Genomic DNA, 17,149 nt, shown 5'->3' with positions numbered 1-17,149 from the left:
ATGTTAACCTACATAATTACAAGTTTACATTTTTCATTCAATTTTTCAAGAAGGCTGAATTTCCTAGAATATATCGTGTGGTATTCCAAAATTAGGGAACAAGACTGGATTATAGCAAAGTTGTATTGCTGATCATTATTTTGCAACTGGAAGATTGGGTGCAGAATATGTCTCGCCACTTATGTTAACTTCATTTTTTATGAGTTGACATATTTAAACTCTTTCTTCTATGCTTATTTCTATGAATAGCGAGAATTTTAAGTATGGATTCTATTAACAGATGCTACCCAGGGGATATTAAAGAAAGGAGTGACTAACTTGCAAAAATCCAGAACTCTATCACTTACATTAGTTGCAGTATTTGCCGCAATGACTGCGATTGGCGCTTTCATTAAAGTTCCGCTACCCGTTGTTCCTTTTACACTGCAAATTATCGTGGTGTTTTTAGCGGGGGCATTATTAGGAAGCAAGCGAGGGTTACAAAGTCAATTTGTCTATCTTCTCGTTGGTTTAGCTGGAGTTCCAGTCTTTACTCAAGGTGGAGGACTTGTATACGTAATGCAGCCGACGTTTGGATATTTAATAGGCTTTACAGTAGGTGCCTATGTCATCGGATTCATTATTGAACGCTTCGAGCAGCCTGCTCGTAAACATTTTATTGCCGCCAACTTAATTGGAACAGGGGTTATTTATGCAATAGGGGTGCCTTATCTTTATCTGGCATTAAACCTATGGATGGGCGAACCCACTAATTTGTCACATGTACTGGCTGCAGGATTGTTTAGTACCGTAGGCATTGACATAGCGCTTGCTATTTTCACAAGCCTGTTGGCAACACGTCTATACCCTCTTTTTAAAACAATGCATCCAAAGAAAAAAAGTTTACAAAATAATTATAAAAATACTGAAACAAGAAATTATGTTTAAAAAAATGGACAAATCTTGTGTCCATTGCTTTTAAGGAACCGAGATAGAACTTTCTCATTGATATTTTTTCAAAAACAGACTCATACCTTGTACTAACAATAAAGCCCTCTAAAGTTTGATTGACTTCAGAGGGCTTATGTTCAGAGTCCACATAAATTATTTAGTCCCTTCGTATTGGAAGGTATCAAATTTTATGTCAATTACTTAGCGTATCATTATTGGGCTTCAGGCAGATTATGATTTATGTTTTGTTTTCTGATAAGTGAGTCATAATAGACAGGGTGTCTTGACTGTAACAATTTCTCCTGGTTGAACCAATGTTCAGCTTGTATCGTTTTAAATTCAAAAGGGACCGCTTCTTCATCTGTAGAGGATCCTATAACAGGCTGGTCCAACCCGTATAATGGATCTAAAGTATAAAGACCGCTGCTTCCTTTAAACTCATGCTCTGATCCAACAAAGTTAGCGAAAATTGTATAAGCTTGTGCGCCTATCGCCACAGCATCCCAGAGAACTACTGAATGATCCGGATATTGATTTTCGGAGATGTTTTTATTGATTTCCATATTGCCGCTATATTCTCCACTCCAGGAAACGGGCACTGCAATCATGTCCGCTCTTTTGACACTCAATACTCCAGATGCCTCAGGAAACCTAACGTCATCACCGATTAACAAACCAATTTTCCCCAGTCCCTCTATATTAAATACAGGCAGACTGGAACCTGGTGTCGCCCACCGTTTTTCATTATGGTCAAGATGAGTTTTTCGATACTTGCCTTTTATTTCACCGTTTTCATTTACTAATATTGCAGAATTGTACATTTGATCGTTTTCTCTTTCTATCAGTCCATAAACGATATTGATATTATGCTTCTTTGCTAATTGTGATATAAATTGATAAGTGTTTCCTTGATCCTTTTCTGATAAAGAATAAATGGAATTTATACTTTTATCGGTGACTGGTCCGGTGAAAGAGAGCTCTGGCAGTACGATCAAATCCGTATCCTTAGAAGTTGACACCTCTTCTTCTATAAGCTTAGAAACTTTCTTTTGGTTTGTTTTTTTATCACTCAGTTTTGGAGAGTACTGCAAAGCCATAGCCTTCACTTTTTTAGATTCAGTAGTTGCTCTACTGTCCCATGGTTGAATATATTGGCTTAGTTCTTTATACAACTCAGGACGTCTTTCCTTTAGCAGTTCTTTATTGTCATTTTGATAGTGTTCAGGATCTACCTCGTCATAAATAACTTTTGTTTCGTCAATGTCGTTATCCTCGTCAGGCGAATAAGGGGCCTCAGCTAACTTTTCCCCGTGGGGCGACCATATAGCACTCCCACCTGCCATATGAAATCCTTCTTCAGTATTTGAACGATTCGAGCTGACCACGTATAAACCATTTTGCTGAGCTCTTGCAGGCAAAGCGGAAATAGTCTGTGCGGACGAGTTCGTTGGAAAAGCTAAAATATCTGCTCCTTTAACGGCCGCTATCCTGGCTGTTTCATAGTATGCGGAATCCATGCATATATTCATAGCCACTTTTCCCAATTCTGTATCGTACACGGGGACCTCTGAATCACCGCGAGCAGCCCAGTAAGCGTCGGTTTCCCACAAATGCATTTTTCGATACTTCCCTATTAAACCTTCAGGTCCGATCAGAACAGATGAATTATAATAGAGATCGGTACCTGGATCTACTTCAGGCATACCGAAAACGATGTAACTGTTATATTCAGCGGCTAACTCACTGAATATTTCTGTAGTTGGACCGGGAATCTGTTCAACAAAAGGAGCAATATCTTCACGACTTTCGAACATATACCCTGTCGTTGCCATTTCTGGAGCTACCACTAACTTTGCCCCATTCTTAAAAGCTTTTTCGGTTTCTTTGTATAATTCTTTTATGTTCTTCTCAGGCTTTTTTAATTCAGGATTAAATTGGATCGAAGCCGCTTTAAACGGTTCGCTCAACTTTTTCTCTTGCTTATGGCCCCTTTTATCTGAAGATTTATCAGTGACGGCTTCTGTCTGAAAGGGAGCAAAAACGAATGAAAAAAGAAATAAAACGACAAATAGGGCTTTATAGTTCAACCTACCACCTCAAAATATGATTTTCGAAAAGCCTTACTTTTGCTGAGGGTCTGCTTCCAATAATAGATCCACAAGATGCTCAGCACCCATCGTGTGATTTACTCCTTCTCGCTCTATCCCGAGCTTCATTTGCAATAGACATCCGGGGTTAGTCGTTACCACCGTTTCTGAACCTGCATTACACACGTCTCTCATTTTCACATCTAATATATCCATAGAATCTTCGTAATTGATAATATTGTAGATTCCAGCTGAACCGCAGCAGAAATCCGGCCGGTCTAATTCTTTCAGCGTAAGTCCGGGGACTTTCTTCATTAATTCAAGCGGCGGGGAAACTACCTTTTGGACATTAGTCATATGACATGAGGGTTGATAGGTTACCGTTTTATCAATTGATTTATTAAAATAGACATGGTCAACCTCTACAAGAACCTCCGATATATCTTTCATTTTGGAAACAAACTGTTCAGCCCGCTGATGCCAGGATGTCCCTTTTTCAAATAAGTGGTGATACTCAACCATACGAGCACCACAGCCCCCGGCGTTGTTGATAATGTAATCTACTTCTTCTTCCTCAAAAGCCTCAATGTTTCGTTTGGCAAGGTGTATTGAGTCATGGACCTTCCCCGAATGCGCGTGCAGTGCACCACAACAAGTTTGTTCTTCCGGGAGGACAACTTCAAACCCCCAGCGTAAAAGTAACTCGATGGTATTCTGATTCGTTTGAAAGAATACGCTGTCCATTACGCAACCTGTAAAGAAAGCTACTTTCGCTCGTGCAGGTCTTGTCCGTATATATCGCTTGGTTCGTTTGGCACGCTCTTTAGGGGAAGGCTGCTTTGGGATTACTTGTTCAAATTTATCTAAATGAAGCGGAGCGGCTTTTGTTAAACGCAGCAGATTGGCAAAGGTTTGAAGGCCGGATTTTTGATAAAACCAAGTTAAGCTCCCCAGTGTGTCCATCCATTTTGCAGAAGGGAAAAAGGAACCGAACAGAAAGTCTTCCATTTTCTTTCGGGAGGTCGATTTTACCTGGTGGTCTTCAATCACTTCCTTAGCACCTTCTAATATTTGTCCATACTGAACATTAGTAGGACAAACAGTAGTGCACGCCATGCACCCCAGACACTTTTCAATTGGTTTTTGCAAATCATCAATAGATGCTTTTCCTTCCGCCACCATCTTAACTAGATTAATGCGTCCCCTTGGAGAATGAGTTTCCTTCTCCATCGTTTCATAGGTGGGGCAGGCAGGCAGACAATAACCACATTGCACACAATCAAAGGTCTTGTCATAGTTGATTTTCTGTTGCAGCGCTTGAAGCTTACTCATTTCGCAACACCAGCTTTTGCCCTTTTTCCGGAAATATTTTGCCTGGGTTCATTATTCGTTTCGGATCCCAGCTATCCTTGATTCGTTTCATCATCTCTAAACCGACAGCCCCTAGTTCTTGTTCCATAAACGGAGCTTTCATCGTGCCGATCCCATGCTCGCCTGATAGTGTACCTCCTAGATTAATTGCCGCCTGAAATATTTCTTCCACAGCTTTTTCGACACGGATCATTTCTTCTTGATCCCGCTTATCACACAAAATGTTAGGATGGAGATTACCATCTCCGGCGTGCCCGAACACAACTACTTCCACCTGGTATTTTTCTTTAATTTCATTCAAACGGTCCATCATATCAGGAATTTTACTTCTCGGCACAGTAGCATCCTCCGATACCTTTGTCGGCTTGATTTTAGCAATCGCAGGAGATACCTGTTTCCTTGCATGCCATATTTTGGCAGCTTCTTCGCTTGTTGCAGGTATACTGACATTAGAGGCGCCAATTTCCTCCATAATGTTTTCGATCAACACTGTTTCCAGTTTGAGTGTTTCTGGGTGTCCATCTAACTCAATGATTACAATGGCTTCTGCATCAACAGGCAGGCCTGATGGTTGAAAATTTTCAACAGCTTGTATACATGCTTTATCCATAAACTCCATTTTTGAAGGCAGTATCCCGGAAGTTAACGTACGTGATATCGCTTCTCCAGCCGTTCTGACGTTCTCAAACTCGACCATAACGGTTTGTACTGCGGGAGGCTTAGGCATAAGCTTCAACGTTGCTTCCGTGATCACGCCAAGCGTTCCCTCTGAGCCTACAATCAGCTTAGTAAGGTCAAACCCTGTCACATTTTTTATGGTTTGTCCGCCTGTCCGTATCACTTCTCCTTCAGGGGTCACAAGCTCCAGTCCTAATACGAAGTCTTTCGTCACGCCATATTTCAGACCACGAGGCCCCCCTGAATTTTCAGCAAGATTCCCCCCTATGGTAGCTACATGGGCACTGCTTGGATCAGGCGCATACATGAGGCCGTGCTTTTCTGCTTCTTCATTTATACGAGCAGTTAGCACACCAGGGGATACTTTAACGGTCAAATCGTCAGCATTCAGTTCGATTTCTTCAGGCCATTGTGAAAGGTCCAGTACAATTCCGCCATGAACTGGGAGAGGCCCCCCGCTTAAACACGTTCCTTGCCCTCGAGGATAAATAGGGATATTGAATTGGTTGGCAACTTTCACGATATGGACCACTTCCTGCTTATTTTTAGCTTGAACAGCTGCGTCAGGAAGATATTCACCAAAAGAAGCATCAAAACTATAACTATATCGATCTGCTATTTCAGTCATTATTTGATGGCCTGGTATTACTTCTCTGAGATCTTCCATCCAATTACTCACACTTTACGCTCCTTTTCAGCACACTAAAATAATAGCGATTCAGGATTGGCTGCTATCATTTCTTTTACCATGTCTTCACTTATTCCTTCATTCAATAACTCAGTAACAAATTCACTCAGCCCCTGGACAGGCGGGAGATTATGAGGCTGTCCGTAGTCTGTGACGAGAATACAAGATTTTGAGCCCAGTGTTTGAATAGATTCAGCCATTTGACGAATTGTAATATTATTAAAATCTTCCCCGCAAGCTAAATAACATTTTTCAATATAGCACCCTTGAGACGACAGTTTCTTCTGTAAATCCATCGGAATTTGGGCAATGCCTAAGTCAGCATGCTGAATCAATATCCGCCTGACCCCGATGTCTAAAGCCTCTTCTACTAAAAGATCAACTTCATGAGGAGAAAGGTGGCCCGTTGCAAGAACGGCATCGTAAGAAGCAATTAAATACAGAATTCTCTTGACTTCATCCTTCACTTCATTACTTTCATTTAAAATCGTTAAGCAAGAATCAGAATCGCCAAGAGGGGTTTCACTATTGAAAAATCGTTCCTGACTATATTCTGCAAAATACTTGGCATGCTGTTCCGCTGATATGGTTGGCATCCAGATGATTTTTGCCCCCATACGCAATGCCATATCTACCGCATGAGAAGACAATCCGCCTGTAAAAAGATTACAAACTAAACCTCCATAGACTTTCATATCTGGCATTTGGGAGCGAATAAGGGTGGCTCGATCATAACTGACTCCTTCATGCGCTTTTATTACCAGTCCCTTCATGCCTGCTTTCCTTGCTTCTTCTACGAGTTCCCAATCGGTCTGGATCCTTGGAAAAGCACTAGGAGAGCTATGAACATGAAGTTCATAAGCTCCCTTTAATAATGGATGATATTTATTTTGAGCCTTACTTGGAATATTCATAGCTTAACGCCTCTTCAAAAAATAGATGAAGTTCTTCGACTAATGCAGTGAACTCAGGATGATCGCTGTACATAAAATCGTTATGCATCCCATTTATTTCATAATATTTTTTTGGACAAGAAGCCCTATTGTACAGGGATACAGATTCTTCAACCGGATGGAGCACATTATCTTTACCATGAGCTACAAACAACGAAGTATCTTCCATGTTTTCAGCTGCTGCCTCCGCATCCAACTCCAGAATCGAATCTGTGAATTGAATACGAGTCTGTCCCCCGAACCCTTTCTTAGAAGCCAGCTCTTTTTGCACGTATTCACGCGTAGGAGGGTCTAAAGGATAGTGTAAAAATGGATCTGCAGGTTGTGATTCTCCAGTCGTTACACGTCTTATTCGATCTTCATATACGACTTCCAAAACTTTAAGCCAATTTTCATAAGAATGGATAGTTTTCAGCCAGCGCTCTCCATTATAAAAACCATTCAGAGCGGCAACTGCTGCCACATCTTCTTTCTCTGCTGCACGAACAACATTCGATCCCCCCATTCCCCATCCAATCAAGCCTATTCGTTCATGATCAACTTCACTTTGAGCACGCAAAAAGGTCAAGGCATTCCGAATATCAGCCACCTGTTCCTCAAGTATGACACGAGCAGGGTCCCCCTCGCTGTCAGCGAATCCTCGATAATCAAAGCCGAAACAAATATATCCTTTTTCCGTCAAAGCCTGAGCAAACATTTTTGGATAGAATTCATTTACTCCTTGATATCCTGAATTAGCAATAATCGCCGGATGGTTTCCTTTACTCTCATAATCGTCGGGCAAGTAAATGGTCCCCTGTAACTTGTAGCCTTCACTGTAAAATTGTACGGATTTTTCGATCATCATTCTCTCTCCCTTTATAAATTAAGAATTCAATGCCTGGTCAAATGAATGCTTGAATTTTTGACATGCATTACTTAAGTGTTGGTACATTTCCTCCCTGGCTTGTTCTCCATTGCCCAATCGAATAGCTGTATAAATGCGTTCATGCTCACTTAGTACTTGAGCCCGCTTTTCGGAAATCCCCATATTTTTCTTAAGGGAAAAACGAATTGCTTTGTCATAGAGAGTAGTGAGGTTCTCGACACTGTGAACAAGAATCGGGTTATGGGAAGCTTGTGCAATAGCATTATGAAAGGCGATATCCTCTTTATCTCCCACACGATTATCATGCTGTGAACTGCGAAGCTCCTCCAGTTTTTTCTTAATGATTAACTTATCATCAGCTGTGCCACGTTCAGCGGCCAGGCGAGCAGCTTCGGTTTCCAGAATGATCCTTGTTTCCAGTAAGTTTAATATTTCCTCCGAATCTACGAATTCAAATTGTATTTCTTCTATTAAATTAGTTAAAGAAGCTGCCTGTATAATACTGCCTCCACCTTGCTTCGAAACGGTTAATCCACTTGCTTCGAGTACGCTTAACGCTTCTCTGACTGGAGTACGGCTGACCCCAAACATCTCGGAAAGCTGCTTTTCGGTAGGTAACCGATCACCAGGCTGCATATTCTCCTTATGGATGTATTCTTTGATACGATCAAAAACCTGCATCGACACTTTTTTTCGTTCTATTTTCATAGAAGAGGATCATCCTTTCTTTATGAAACATTAGAATCTCTGCTAATATTTCTAGTCTCCTGAATTGAAGTCAGCCAGCCTGACTTAGCGGCAATGATAATAAGCACCGCACTCGCTCCCAATAAAATGAGAGAGAATAAACCACCAGTCCCGGCCATCATCATGATAGGACCAAAAGTAATAATTAAAATCTCGACTGGTACCATGCCAATATATCCCAAAGCGTAGTCGTCCAGGGTACTGCTTTTAGTTTTGGGATCTACGATTCTCAATAAGGCAATTCCCATGGCGACGGTTCCTGTACTCCATCCCCATCCAAAAATGGCATTTTCAAACCAGTGACGGTGGAAGACACGAGGTGCAATAAACCTGAAAATACAGTAGGCCCATATCACTCCAAAAATAAAGAGAGCTATAAGAGGCCAGGCATAAGCTGCTACAACAGCTAGATTAATAGATGTAATCCCAAACGCAACAATCAAGTCTGTTGCGGTTCCACTTATGCGGTCAATTACACGTTTGTCCACATATTCATTAGCTTTGGTTGTATTTAAGAACAATTGAATCAGTAAGCCGACCACGAATGAGAGGCTTAGTAACGGGATGCTGACTTGCGGGAATATCGCTTGTATTCCTTCCTGTAAGAAATAACTAAACATTACAACAACAGCAAGTAAGGCAATATGGAAAAATAACGGATCCACCGAATTGCTCGAAACGGTATCACTACCTGATGATTGACGAAGTTTAGCAGGAACTAACCCCGTTCGTAATTCATTTGGTAAGTCTTCAAAGTCGGAAATGAAGTTGGTTTGATTATTACGTGCGTTCATCTTAATAAGCAGCAGACCGCCGAGAATAGCACAAATCAAACCAATGGTAGCTGAAGTATAACCAAGAGCTGTGGCTTCTTCCCATCCAAGCCCGCTAAAAGCTTCACCTACGGCTGCGGCCGTTCCGTGGCCACCGAGAAAACCAGCCCCCAGAATCAACCCGAAGCCGCTCGGAATATCCCACACGTTAGCTAAAAGTATGTAAGCAATCATCGCTCCCCCGCCCCACATAAGCATGGTCAGGAGCATCGAGTATATCCACATATTTCTTACTCGTCCAAACGTTTTCTTCCAATTTACTTTAGCCGCTCCAATTGGAATCGCACCAAAAATAACAGCAATCAATACGGTTGGATAATCACTCACAAGACTCGAAAAAGGCAGCAGATCAAATCCATTAGGTCCAAAAGTCAACCCCGCCACTCCAGCTATGATACTAGCTGGAATAAACAACTTTTGTACGATTTTAATTTTTGCCCGTAATATCACTCCAACTAACAATAAAACTGAAATCAATCCTACATCAATGGCCAAATCCCATATGGACAATTTCTTACCTCCTTAACGCTAAAAAAGAAAGCGCTATCATAATTTGTATGATAAATATACAACATGATAATCGACCGTGTAAATATAAAATATTAATAAATTTCAAAAAATTTATTTACAAACAACTTTTAACCTCTCAAAGGTTCAATAATAGAAATATTTGTTTATTTTCAAAATTTTTGTTATATTGAAAAAGTCAAACTGAATACGTTTTTGATTCAGGTACAGATAAACGGTATTCGCGTTTATCTGCTTAAAAGGGAAATCGGTGATAATCCGATGCTGTCCCGCAACTGTATTTGGGAGCGAACTGGAATGCCACTGTTCTCGCCAGTAGTGAGAGTGGGAAGGATCCAGGGAGCGTTGATCATAAGCCAGGAGACCTGCCTGTCTCAACGAACATCAATACCTACGAGGATAGGGGGTGTTAAGTGCGAGTAGAAAGAGTATGGACAAGTGTGTATTATGAGTCCTGCTCTCTCTGGATAGCTGTGATCTCAACTTAACAACTTCTCTACGAAGTTGTTTTTTTATTGTCTTCATTTCTATTTGACTAGAGGTGTATATATTTGACCATTTCAATTGAGGATTACGTAAATCAGTTCAAATCTTGTGTCATGAACCACTTATTTTCTTTTATTCCCCATTCACTTGAAACGACTTACTCACAAATAAAAGAGGATATTATCAGCCAGGACGGCCGTAACCAGGAACTTGAAAACCTTGAGCTAGCGTATAAACGTGTCCATGAGGAAATCTCGGGTAAGCAGTTAGTGTCTTTAAAAGAGTGATGCCTTTTCTTCTTTTTTTGAAAGCGTTTACTATTTAAGCAATTAGGAGGATTCTTATGCCAAAGCAAAAGTCCTATAAACCGGGTTTAGACGGAGTGATTGCCACAGAAACAAAGCTTTCTTATTTGGATGTAGATGCGGAAGAAATTGTTATTCGGGGATATGACCTGATAGAACTTGCCCAAACCAGGAAATATCTGGATATAGTTCAGCTATTGCTCAGAGGAGAGCTGCCTGATGAGGCACAACGCTCCTCTCTTGAACAGGAATTAAAAAATGAATATGACCTCCCGAATCGTTTTTTCTCGCTGTTCAGCAAACTTCCGAAAGAAACCCATCCCATGGATGCCTTTCGGACAGGAATTTCTGCACTGGCAGGCTATGAAAAAAATTTAAATGAACGCGGGGAAGAAAAGATAATCCAGACCTCTCTCAGGCTATTAGCGAAGATCCCCAACATTGTGGCAAATAGTTACCATATCCTTCACGATGAAACGGTTATTCAACCGAAACATGAGCTGCCTTACAGTTCGAATTTCTTATACATGATTACAGGAAAAGAGCCGAGCCCATCAGAAGCCCGCTATTTCGATCAGTCCTTAATGGTATACAGTGAACATGAAATGCCAAATTCAACCTTTACCGCCCGAGTTATAGCTTCAACCAACGCTGACCTTTATGGAGCTCTTACCGGAGCGGTTGCTTCTTTAAAAGGAAATCTCCACGGAGGAGCAAATGAGGCCGTCATGCACATGCTGTTAGAAGGCCGAACGACGGACGGATTCCGTCATCTTCTCTATGAAAAGCTAAAAAATAAAGAAAAAGTGATGGGTTTTGGACACCGTGTTTATATGAAGAAGATGGACCCCAGGGCCGCGCTCATGAAAGAAGCATTACGTGAACTGGCTGCATCTAAAAAACGCGAAGATCTTTTTGAAATGTGCGAAGCAGGAGAACAATTGATAAAAGAAGAAAAAGGACTGTACCCGAACCTGGATTACTACGCAGCCCCCGTCTACTACTTGTTAGGTATACCGATTGATTTGTATACACCGGTTTTCTTCGCAGCCCGTACTCTGGGGTTGTGCGCCCACGTGTCCGAACAATACGCCAACAACAAATTGTTCAGACCGAGAGTTCTTTATACCGGTCCACGCGGTCTGCATCCTTAGAAGTTATCACCGGATTTAAGAAACTTTACATATCATAGAAAGGTGGAGAAGAAAATGCCAGAAGTAAAACTAAATACGTCACAGACGGCAGATCAGGTACTAGAGCGTATTGCTGAATACGCTGTTTATGGAGAAATCACCAGCGAGGAAGCTTTAGAAACCGCCCAATATGTCTTGATGGATACACTAGGCTGTGGATTCCTGGCATTGCGATATCCTGAATGTACCAAGCATTTAGGACCTATTGTACCTGGAACCATCGTACCAAATGGTGCCCGCGTACCAGGTACATCCTACGAACTTGACCCTGTGCACGCAGCCTTCAATATTGGATGCATGATCCGCTGGCTGGATTACAATGATACATGGCTGGCGGCAGAATGGGGGCACCCTTCTGACAACCTGGGAGGAATTCTAGCGATATCTGATTACATCAGCAGGACCCGGATTGCCGAAGGAAAACAACCGCTGAAGATGGATGCCGTTCTGGAGAATATCGTTAAAGCACACGAAATCCAGGGAGTATTAGCCCTTGAAAACAGTCTTAATCGCGAGGGACTTGACCATGTTCTCTTCGTAAAGGTTGCAACTACTGCGGTAGTAACGGCCATGTTAGGCGGCAGCAAAGAAGACGTCGCCAATGCTGTTTCTCAAGCGTGGATCGATAATTCCAGCCTTCGGACATACCGTCACGCCCCAAACACCGGCTCTCGTAAGTCGTGGGCAGCAGGTGATGCGACAAGCCGCGGCGTACGCCTGGCCTTAATGACGATGGACGGAGAAATGGGATATAAGACAGCTTTGTCTGCACCAGAATGGGGATTTCAGGATGTACTTTTCGGCGGAAAAGAATTGACCCTGGCACGCCCTTTTAATTCATATGTGATGGAAAACATTTTGTTCAAAATATCTTTCCCCGCTGAGTTTCATGCGCAAACAGCAGCTGAAGCGGCAATCGAACTACATGGACAGATTAAAGGAAGAATCCAGGACATCCAACGAGTCACGATTACGACTCATGAATCGGCTATCCGGATTATCGATAAAGAAGGACCTCTTCATAACCCGGCCGACCGAGATCACTGTTTACAATACATTACCGCAATCGGACTCCTATACGGATCATTGAATGCGGATCATTATGAAGATGAAGTAGCCCGCAACCCAGAAATCGACCGTTTAAGAAATGTAATGGAAACAATAGAAAGTGAGCAATTCAGTAAAGATTACCTTGATCCTCATAAACGCTCTATTGCAAACGCCGTCCAGGTATTCTTCAATGACGGTTCCCATACCGAACAAGTAACGATAGAATATCCAATCGGCCACCGGCGTCGTCGCGAAGAGGGGCTGCCGCTGCTTTTGAACAAATTCCAGGCTAATTTGAAAACACGCTTCCCTTTCCGCCAAGTGAACCGCATTCTTAATCTGTGTGAGGATTATGATGAACTGACAGACACACCTGTCAATCAATTCATGGAGCAGTTCCGTATTTAACTCAGTTGTGTAAGGAGGACTATCGATGTCATGGATTGTTGAACCAAAATCAACTCAGCCAGAGCGAGCAGAAGTCTTTAAACGGTTAATTGAACACCAAGAATTATTAAAAATCCCCGGCGCCCACGATGGCATGTCGGCGAAAATCGCAAGAGATATCGGCTTTAAAGCCATTTATTTATCCGGAGCCGCCTATACAGCCAGCCGGGCACTCCCAGATCTTGGTCTCATCTACTCGAACGAAATGGCCGAAAAAGCACAAGAGCTTATACGAGCTTCAGACCTCCCTTTACTCGTTGATATTGATACCGGCTATGGCGGGGTGATCAACGTAGCACGTGCTGCGCGCGAAATGGTGGAAGCCGGAGTGGCTGCAGTTCAGATTGAAGATCAGCTATTGCCGAAAAAATGCGGCCATTTAAACGGAAAAAGACTAATTGATCCCGAAGAAATGATGCAGAAGATCCGTACCATTAAAGAGGTTGCCCCTACGCTGGTTATTGTAGCGCGAACAGACGCAAAATCAGTTGAAGGTATGAAGAAAGCCATCGAGCGGGCCAACCAGTATACTGAAGCTGGTGCTGATGCTATATTTCCAGAAGCCCTCACAAGTGAAGAAGACTTTCGGCAAGCTTCAGAGGCGATCAAAGCTCCTCTGCTCGCAAATATGACAGAATTCGGGAAGACACCCTATTTTACTGGAGAGGACTTCCGCTCATTTGGAATGGAGATGGTGATCTACCCTGTTACTTCCCTTCGTGCAGCAGCTAAAGCCTATGAGCGGATATTTACCGAAATAATGAAAAACGATACGCAGAAGGACAAACTCGAAGATATGCAGTCGCGTGAGGAACTGTATGAAACCATTAAGTATTATGATTATGAAGCATTAGACGAAAAAGTAGCGAAGACCGTCCTCCCGGAGATAGGAAAAGAAAATAAGTGATAAACAGAGAGAAGGAGTTAGTCTCCTCTCTCTTTTTTATTGTCATGCAGGCTTCTTATCGATGCGTTCCGCTTGCTTCGAAATCCTACCGCTCCCTCCTGCCCTTTTACAAACTTCCCTCTTTTTTTAATATAGTTCGAATATATGTCCCTCGTAATTGATAATAATACCACTAATGCCGATTAGAATTTGATTAGAGGAAAGAAAGGAATAAGGGATGTCATGGAACTTTTGTTGTTTATATTGTTTGCTTTACTATTAGCCAGCATTTGCTGGTACATTACACGGAAACGAAAGAAAGAACAGGCTGACCTGCCTTCATTAGCCCAGGGTTCAGATCGATTAATTACAATCGTAATTGATTCCTTAATGGACCAGCCCTTACAAAAAGCGATAAAAGACGGGAATGCCCCTGCTTTAAAGTTTTTAATGGAAAAAGGCCAATACTTTCCGAATGTAGTTAGTGCGTATCCAACTATGTCGATGACCATCGATACCACTTTGCTTACAGGAACGTATCCCGATCAGCATAGGATTCCCGGGCTCGTCTGGTATGATACCAAAAGCAACCGCCTGATCAGCTACGGAAGCGCCAGGAAAGAAATCATGATGCTGGGGGTTAAGAACGTATTAAATAATGCGTTGGATGAGTTAAACAATAAACACATCAGCTCAGAGGTTGCAACGATACATGAAGAATTGGACCGGGAGAATTACAAGTCAGCATCCATTAACGCTCTCGTGTATAGAGGAAGCGAAAGCAGGCAGCTCATACCTCCCAAATTGCTGACAACCTTCAACTTTACACCACCTGTAATCCATACCAAAGGAACGTCGCTTTTTTCTTTTGGTGCATTATCGCAATTGAATCCACATAATCGCTTCAGCCACTTTTGGCAGTCTTTTGGTTTTAACGATAAATTTAGTGTAGACGAACTAATCTATTTAATGAAGCAGCACTCTTTACCAAAGTTTACAATCGCTTATTTACCGAACAATGACAAAAGCGTTCATAAAAAAGGGCCGGGGAACATCAACGGCATCAAGAAAGCCGATCATGAACTTCAAAGAATTCTAGATACTTTTGAATTATGGGAGGAAGCTTTAAGGAGCAGCAAATGGGTGATTATGGGAGATAGCGGACATGCCCCTATCGGGAATCAACCCGAGAATTTAATTGATTTACCTTCTTTACTGCAAGAATATCGTATTCCCAAATTGGCTTCACATGTGAAAAAAGACGCTCAAATCGTACTTGGGCTTAATGAGCGTATGGCTTATGTGTATGTACTCGATCCAAGCATCCAATCAGCCTCTGTCGTCGATAAACTTAAGAAAGATGAAAGGATCGGTTTTGTCGCCTGGCGTGAAGGAGAAGAGATCAAAGCAGCATCCTCAGAACAACCAAAGACCTTGTCCTTTAGAAAAGGACAAAAATACAAAGACACATATGAGCAAATGTGGGACATGGAAGGAGAACCTGGAGTGTTAGACGTAACCATTAATGACAAACAGCAGTTGGAATATGGAAAATACCCCGACCCTTTCTCAAGGTTGATGGCAGCCTTCTATTCACATGACGGGGACTTTCTGATTGTAGATGCAAAGCCGGGATATGAGTTTGCAGTAGAGGGAAGTCCAACACATAAAGGAGGTGCCTCTCACGGTTCCTTGCATGAAGCAGATTCGTTGATTCCCATGATTGTAACCGGAACCGATACCCGACCTGTATATATGAGGATCGTTGATTTAAAAAAGTGGTTTATTCAATTACTTTCATCATAAAGTTTAGCTCTATCAGCCTGTAATCGAGCCAGGGTCAACTGCTTGGCCCCGGCTCTTTTATAGTAGCTAAGAAAAACATTCGAAAAATAGTATTAAAAAATTAAAATTCAGTAAATGCTGGCAATGGATCAACGAATTTACTCCAGTCCATTTCCATTTCGTCATCTTTTAACAAGCATTGATCCAATCCCCTGATAACGTTCTCTTTATTCAGCTCCATTCCGATAAACACTAATTCAGTCATACGATCTCCGAACTCATCGTCCCAGCGCTTTGCTAAATCTGGATCTTCTCTCAAATATTCCATTCGCTCCTGTTTTGGATAAGCTGCCATCCATTTTCCTGCACCTTGAATGGCAAGAGATGTCCCAGCCTGGGATAGTAAACCACACATCTCATTTCTTGAAGCCAGCCAAAAGAAACCTTTGGCTCGAACAATACCGACCGGCCAACCTTCTAACCATTCCATCCAACGCTCAGGATGGAACGGCCTTTTCCTACGATAAACAAAGGAACCTATGCCGTACTCCTCACTTTCAGGAACGTGTTCTTCATTTAATTCTTTAATCCATCCAGCCCCCTGGCTTGCTTTTTCAAAATCAAATAACCCTGTATTCATTACAGCTCCGAGCGGAACTTCGCAATAGATTGTTTCGATTATTTGGGCCCCAGGATTTAGTTGCTCAAGTACAGCTATTAATTGTTGTTTCTCTATAGTGCCAATCATATCAACTTTATTTAAAAGAATTACATTAGAGAATTCCACCTGGTCAATTAAAAGGTCAATAACATCTCTATTATCCTTTTCGTCGGCTCCTTGATATCGATCTAGTAAAGTCTCTCCTGATCCATAATCTTCCCAAAAACGACTTGCGTCTACAACTGTAACCATCGTATCCAATATACAGTGCTCACCAAGGTTGATTCCTAGCTCTTCATCTTCATAGGTGAAGCTTTGTGCTACTGGAATCGGTTCGGATATCCCCGTCGATTCAACCACAATATAATCAATATCGAGCATCGAGAGCTTCTCTACCTCTTTAATTAAGTCATCTCTAAGGGTACAGCAAATACACCCATTTTGTAATTCGACTAACTTTTCTTCGGTCCGGCTGAAGCCGCCTTTTTTGACCATATCAGCATCAATGTTTACTTCACTCATATCATTGACGATCACAGCTATTTTACGATCCTCTTTATTATGGAGCAAATGATTCAATAACGTAGTTTTTCCCGCTCCTAAATACCCACTCAGTACGGTGACCGGGACTTTACTTGGCAATTTTAATTCCT

14 protein-coding genes and 1 riboswitch are annotated in these 17,149 nt (G+C 42.0%); of the genes, 6 read left to right on the top strand and 8 right to left on the bottom strand.

Annotated features, from left to right (window positions below; genetic code table 11):
• Positions 1 to 369: 369 nt before the first annotated feature.
• Positions 370 to 927 (top strand): biotin transporter BioY, encoded by a 558-nt coding sequence (locus C1A12_RS15785; protein ID WP_101846488.1) that lies wholly within the window; start codon positions 370 to 372, stop codon positions 925 to 927.
• 215 nt (positions 928 to 1,142) lie between these two features.
• On the opposite strand, the gene C1A12_RS15780 is transcribed toward C1A12_RS15785, so the two are convergent.
• The 7 genes from C1A12_RS15780 to C1A12_RS15750 are packed head-to-tail and all read right to left on the bottom strand — an operon-like array spanning position 1,143 to position 9,665.
• Entirely contained in the window at positions 1,143 to 3,017 is a 1,875-nt protein-coding gene (locus C1A12_RS15780) for a nitrilase-related carbon-nitrogen hydrolase (RefSeq protein ID WP_235001633.1), read from the bottom strand.
• Positions 3,018 to 3,050: 33 nt separating this feature from the next.
• Positions 3,051 to 4,349: a (Fe-S)-binding protein gene (locus C1A12_RS15775; protein WP_101845333.1), complete on the bottom strand. Its 1,299-nt coding sequence runs from the start codon at positions 4,347 to 4,349 to the stop codon at positions 3,051 to 3,053.
• On the bottom strand, positions 4,342 to 5,733 hold the full coding sequence (locus tag C1A12_RS15770) for an FAD-linked oxidase C-terminal domain-containing protein (protein ID WP_200816620.1): 1,392 nt from the start codon (positions 5,731 to 5,733) through the stop codon (positions 4,342 to 4,344). The genes C1A12_RS15775 and C1A12_RS15770 overlap by 8 nt, the downstream gene beginning before the upstream one ends.
• A 35-nt stretch (positions 5,734 to 5,768) precedes the next feature.
• Entirely contained in the window at positions 5,769 to 6,668 is a 900-nt protein-coding gene (locus tag C1A12_RS15765) for a DUF6282 family protein (protein WP_101845329.1), read from the bottom strand.
• Positions 6,652 to 7,551, bottom strand: a complete 900-nt coding sequence (locus tag C1A12_RS15760; protein WP_101845327.1) for an alpha/beta hydrolase — start codon at positions 7,549 to 7,551, stop codon at positions 6,652 to 6,654. The genes C1A12_RS15765 and C1A12_RS15760 overlap by 17 nt, the downstream gene beginning before the upstream one ends.
• A gap of 21 nt (positions 7,552 to 7,572) precedes the next feature.
• A complete protein-coding gene (locus C1A12_RS15755) occupies positions 7,573 to 8,283 on the bottom strand; it encodes a FadR/GntR family transcriptional regulator (RefSeq protein ID WP_101845325.1) in 711 nt (236 codons plus the stop codon).
• 20 nt (positions 8,284 to 8,303) lie between these two features.
• Positions 8,304 to 9,665: a sodium/glutamate symporter gene (locus C1A12_RS15750; protein ID WP_101845324.1), complete on the bottom strand. Its 1,362-nt coding sequence runs from the start codon at positions 9,663 to 9,665 to the stop codon at positions 8,304 to 8,306.
• 203 nt (positions 9,666 to 9,868) lie between these two features.
• A riboswitch (cobalamin riboswitch) is annotated at positions 9,869 to 10,071 on the top strand.
• A 163-nt stretch (positions 10,072 to 10,234) separates the two neighbouring features.
• On the opposite strand from C1A12_RS15750, the gene C1A12_RS15745 reads away from it, so the two are divergent.
• From C1A12_RS15745 to C1A12_RS15725, 5 genes are all read left to right on the top strand, one after another.
• Positions 10,235 to 10,456 (top strand): hypothetical protein, encoded by a 222-nt coding sequence (locus tag C1A12_RS15745; protein WP_101845322.1) that lies wholly within the window; start codon positions 10,235 to 10,237, stop codon positions 10,454 to 10,456.
• A 56-nt stretch (positions 10,457 to 10,512) separates the two neighbouring features.
• On the top strand, positions 10,513 to 11,628 hold the full coding sequence (mmgD, locus tag C1A12_RS15740; RefSeq protein ID WP_101845320.1) for a citrate synthase: 1,116 nt from the start codon (positions 10,513 to 10,515) through the stop codon (positions 11,626 to 11,628).
• A gap of 54 nt (positions 11,629 to 11,682) precedes the next feature.
• A complete protein-coding gene (locus C1A12_RS15735) occupies positions 11,683 to 13,125 on the top strand; it encodes a bifunctional 2-methylcitrate dehydratase/aconitate hydratase (RefSeq protein ID WP_101845318.1) in 1,443 nt (480 codons plus the stop codon).
• Between the two features lie 25 nt (positions 13,126 to 13,150).
• Positions 13,151 to 14,071, top strand: coding sequence for a methylisocitrate lyase (gene prpB, locus C1A12_RS15730; protein WP_101845316.1), 921 nt, complete (start codon positions 13,151 to 13,153; stop codon positions 14,069 to 14,071).
• 222 nt (positions 14,072 to 14,293) lie between these two features.
• Entirely contained in the window at positions 14,294 to 15,856 is a 1,563-nt protein-coding gene (locus tag C1A12_RS15725) for an alkaline phosphatase family protein (protein WP_101845314.1), read from the top strand.
• Between the two features lie 100 nt (positions 15,857 to 15,956).
• Here C1A12_RS15725 and C1A12_RS15720 read toward each other — a convergent pair whose 3' ends face one another.
• The gene (locus C1A12_RS15720; protein WP_101845312.1) at positions 15,957 to 17,138 is read right to left on the bottom strand and encodes a GTP-binding protein; all 1,182 of its coding nucleotides are present in this window, start codon (positions 17,136 to 17,138) and stop codon (positions 15,957 to 15,959) included.
• Between the last annotated feature and the right edge of the window lie 11 nt (positions 17,139 to 17,149).

Origin of the sequence: Halobacillus sp. Marseille-P3879 (assembly GCF_900240285.1) — a bacterium.
GTDB lineage: Bacteria > Bacillota > Bacilli > Bacillales > Halobacillaceae > Halobacillus_A.
This window is presented reverse-complemented; position numbering and strand designations above follow the sequence as displayed.

What these genes read in the sequence shown, in the direction of transcription:
- C1A12_RS15785 (WP_101846488.1), top strand. Translation starts at nt 370, where the DNA reads ATGACTGCGATTGGCGCTTTCATTAAAGTTCCGCTACCCGTTGTTCCT.
- C1A12_RS15775 (WP_101845333.1), bottom strand. Translation starts at nt 4,349, where the DNA reads ATGAGTAAGCTTCAAGCGCTGCAACAGAAAATCAACTATGACAAGACC.
- C1A12_RS15770 (WP_200816620.1), bottom strand. Translation starts at nt 5,733, where the DNA reads ATGGAAGATCTCAGAGAAGTAATACCAGGCCATCAAATAATGACTGAA.
- C1A12_RS15765 (WP_101845329.1), bottom strand. Translation starts at nt 6,668, where the DNA reads ATGAATATTCCAAGTAAGGCTCAAAATAAATATCATCCATTATTAAAG.
- C1A12_RS15760 (WP_101845327.1), bottom strand. Translation starts at nt 7,551, where the DNA reads ATGATCGAAAAATCCGTACAATTTTACAGTGAAGGCTACAAGTTACAG.
- C1A12_RS15755 (WP_101845325.1), bottom strand. Translation starts at nt 8,283, where the DNA reads ATGAAAATAGAACGAAAAAAAGTGTCGATGCAGGTTTTTGATCGTATC.
- mmgD (WP_101845320.1), top strand. Translation starts at nt 10,513, where the DNA reads ATGCCAAAGCAAAAGTCCTATAAACCGGGTTTAGACGGAGTGATTGCC.
- C1A12_RS15735 (WP_101845318.1), top strand. Translation starts at nt 11,683, where the DNA reads ATGCCAGAAGTAAAACTAAATACGTCACAGACGGCAGATCAGGTACTA.
- prpB (WP_101845316.1), top strand. Translation starts at nt 13,151, where the DNA reads ATGTCATGGATTGTTGAACCAAAATCAACTCAGCCAGAGCGAGCAGAA.
- C1A12_RS15725 (WP_101845314.1), top strand. Translation starts at nt 14,294, where the DNA reads ATGGAACTTTTGTTGTTTATATTGTTTGCTTTACTATTAGCCAGCATT.